Source organism: Methylobacterium sp. EM32 (genome assembly GCF_040593685.1).
In the GTDB taxonomy this organism is placed as follows: Bacteria; Pseudomonadota; Alphaproteobacteria; order Rhizobiales; family Beijerinckiaceae; genus Methylobacterium.
On sequence record NZ_JBEXZS010000198.1, the window covers coordinates 1 to 3,355 of the forward strand.

Genomic DNA, 3,355 nt, shown 5'->3' on the forward strand with positions numbered 1-3,355 from the left:
GGGGGGGGGGGGGCTCCGGGGGGGGGGGCTGGGTGGGATGAGGGTGGGCAGGAGGCCGACGGAGTCACCGCCGCCCGGAGGTCATTTGGGTCACACGCGGCGCTCCCACCCTGTCGCTGTGCAGCCCTGCCGCCGGTTTCGCACCCGGCCCGTGCCTCAGGCGGCGCGCACCCGCGCGAGGAAGCGCACGACCTCGGTGCCGAGATGCTCGGATTCGCGCGATAGATCGGAGGCGGAATCCAGCACCTTCCGGGCGGCCGCGCCGGTCCGCTCCGACGCCATCGCCACACCCGCCACGTTGCCGGTGACCTCCCGGGTACCGGCCGAGGCCTGCGCCACGTTGCGGACGATCTCCTGCGTCGTCGCTCCCTGCTCCTCGACCGCCGCCGAGATCGTCGCCGTGACCGTGCTGATCTCGCCGATGCGGGTCGTGATCGCGGTGATCGCCCCGACCGCCTGCTCGGTGACGACCTGGATCTGGCCGATCTGCTGGCTGATCTCGTCGGTGGCCTTGGCGGTCTGGTTGGCGAGCTCCTTGACCTCGGCGGCGACCACCGCGAAGCCGCGCCCCGCCGCTCCCGCCCGGGCCGCCTCGATCGTGGCGTTGAGCGCCAGCAGGTTCGTCTGCGAGGCGATGGTCGCGATCATCCCGACCATGTCGCCGATCTTGGTCGAGTTGCGCGTCATCTCCTGGACCAGGCGCATGGTCTGGTCCGCCTCGGCCACGGCCCGTCCGGCGAGATCGGAGGAGGCCACGATCTGGCGGCCGATCTCCTGGACCGAGGAGCCCAATTCCTCGACCGCCGCCGCGACGGTGTTGACGTTGGTGGCCGCCTGCTCCGCCGCGGAGGCCGCGGAGGTCGACTGACCGGCGGTCTCGGTCGCGGTCGCGGTCATGCTCCGCGCGGTGCCCTCAAGGGCGGCGGCCGAGGCCGAGACCTTGGCGACGACGGCGCCCACCGCCTCCTCGAAGGCGTCGGCGACGGCGCGCATCCCGATCCGCCGCTGCTCCTCGGCCGCGAGGCGGGCCTGCTCGGTCTCGCGCTCCAGGGCGCGGCTGCGCTGCATGGTATCGCGAAAAACCTCGAGCGCGGCGGCCATGGCACCGATCTCGTCCCGGTGACGGACTCCCGGCACCGGGACGGCGAGGTCGCCCTCCGCGATGCGCCGGGTCGCTGCCGAGAGGGCGTGGATCCGGCCGGCGATCCAGATCTGTGCGATCGCTGCCCCGATCAGCGTCAGGAGGATTCCGGCGATCGCCAGCGTGCAATGCACCGCGAAGGCCTGCCGCGCCCGCACCGTCTCCGCGTCGGCGGCCGTCGCCGCGGCGTCCATCAGGGCGAGCGCCGTCGCGGCGATCGCCGACTGGCTCACGGCGGCGCCTTCGAGCCACGCGTCCATCACGGGGACGCTCGGTTTCCGTCCGGCCTCGACGGCGGCCACGATCTCCGCCCGCTGCGGGCCCAGAGGGGCTTCGAAATACGCAGCGGTGGCGGTCCGGTAGGCGGACTGGACCAAGTCCGAGCGGCTGGTCGAGAGCAGGGTTCCGACGAGGTCCCAGGTCGTCCGCCCCTGGATCTCCCGGGCGCGCAGGGCCGGGCCGTCCGTCGGCAGGGGCAGCCGGTCGCCGGAGAGCAGTATGTTGATCGCCAGGAGTTGCTGGCCGGTCAGGTTCCGGAGCGACCCGATGATCGCCTTCGTGGCGATGGTCGATTCCAGCACCGGGTCGAGCTGCCGCAGGGCGGTGTCGGTCCGGGCCGACATCGTGTCGATCAGGGCGAGCAGCCGCCCGCCCAACTCGTTCAGCTGGGCGAACAGGGCTTTGTCCCGGCTCGCCATCGGCCGGTCGAGATCGGCATCGACCCGGCCGCGCAGAGCCTTCCAGGACTCGGCGACCGTCGCCAGCTCCTGCATGGCGGTGGCAAGGGCCGGCTCGTCGATGCTGTGCGAGGCCGCTGCCGCCTCGCCCAGCGCCCGATCTGCCGGGGCGCGGGATTCCAGCGCCACGCGTCGCGACACCCGGTTCGCCTCCGGCGCGAAGCCGAGGCCGGTCATGCTCCAGCCGCGCTCGCTGCGGAAGGAGGCCAGGCTCTCCAGCATGGACCGGCTGAGCTTGACGTAACGAGAAATAAGATCTGCCTTCTCTTTCAATTCGAACGCAGACCTCAAATTATATGCCGAGGAGACCACGATGATGGCTCCGAAAAGGAATATAATCGCCCCAAGTACGTTCCGGACACTTAGATATCGCATGTCGACGATCCCCCGATCTCGGGGGAACGATAAGAAGCTCCCGTTGAAAATTTCGTTGACGCAGGGGATTTTAAGTTTTCGGCGTGGCGCAGGGTGCGATCGCGCCGGCTCAGGCGGATCCGGCTTCCTCCCGGCGGATCAGCTCCCCTGCGACATCACCCAACCGCGGCGCCGCCTCCCGGGTGAAGGGCAGCGGCCGGCACACGGCGAGGGCTGCCAGCCCGAACCGCGCCGTCATCAGCCCGTTGAGCACGCCCTCCCCGAGCTTCGCCGAGATCCGGGCCGCGACCCCTAAGCCCAGCACCGATTGCACCAGGCTGTCGCCGACCGCGACGCTGCCGGTGACGGCGAGATGGGCGAGCGCCGCCCGCGCCAGGCGCAGGAAGCCGAACAGGCCGGGTCTCCCGCCATAGATGGTGGCGATGCGGCGAAGGAGGCGGACGCCCGCGAAGATCACGAAGCCGACATCGACGATCGCCCGCGGGCTCAGGGCCGTCACCGCCGAGACCTGCTTGGCCGCCTCCGCTACCGCCGCCTTGGCGGCGCGGTCGAGGGAGGCCAGCAGCTCGGCCTCGGCGATGCCGATCCGGTCCTCGACGTCGAGGATCTGGTCGTCGAGGGCATCGAGCCGGGCCCGCGCGGCGCTCAGGGCCGGGCGCCCGGCATAGAGGCCGGAGAGCTGGCGCACCACGGCCTTGGCGGCGCTGTGGTCGCGGGAGCGGAGCGCGTCGAGGGCTTCCTCGCGCAAGGCCTCGATGCGGCGCTCGCGCAGCACCCCCGCCACCTCGCGCCAGACGATGGCCAGAAGCGCCACCACCGCGACCGCGAGCAGCACCAGGGCGACGATGCCGAGCCAGGGCGCGACGGTGAAGAGGTCGGCGATCAGGCGCTCGATGGCAAGGCCGATGCCGAGGGAGGCCAGGCCCCCGAGGGCCGAGAGCAGCAACGTCGCCCAGGGCGCGCGCGAGCGCGGCGCCACCGGGACGGGCACCCCGTCGGCGGCCTCGACGATCTCGAACGGCTCCTCCACCACCCGCACGCCGTCGGGCAGCGCCGTCTCGGTGCCGGGCGGCGTGCGGGTGGTGGAGGAGCCGTTCGAGAT

At 71.8% G+C, this 3,355-nt stretch carries 2 protein-coding genes; both read right to left on the reverse strand.

Going from position 1 to position 3,355, the window contains the following annotated elements; genetic code table 11:
- Window positions 1-156: 156 nt before the first annotated feature.
- On the reverse strand, window positions 157-2,100 hold the full coding sequence (locus ABZT49_RS26675; protein WP_355290596.1) for a HAMP domain-containing methyl-accepting chemotaxis protein: 1,944 nt from the start codon (window positions 2,098-2,100) through the stop codon (window positions 157-159).
- 262 nt (window positions 2,101-2,362) lie between these two features.
- Entirely contained in the window at window positions 2,363-3,304 is a 942-nt protein-coding gene (locus ABZT49_RS26680) for a TIGR01620 family protein (RefSeq protein WP_355290598.1), read from the reverse strand.
- Between the last annotated feature and the right edge of the window lie 51 nt (window positions 3,305-3,355).

Bases quoted from the DNA above. Each gene is read 5' to 3' on its own strand.
- ABZT49_RS26675 (WP_355290596.1), bottom strand. From the start codon at position 2,100: ATGCTGGAGAGCCTGGCCTCCTTCCGCAGCGAGCGCGGCTGGAGCATG.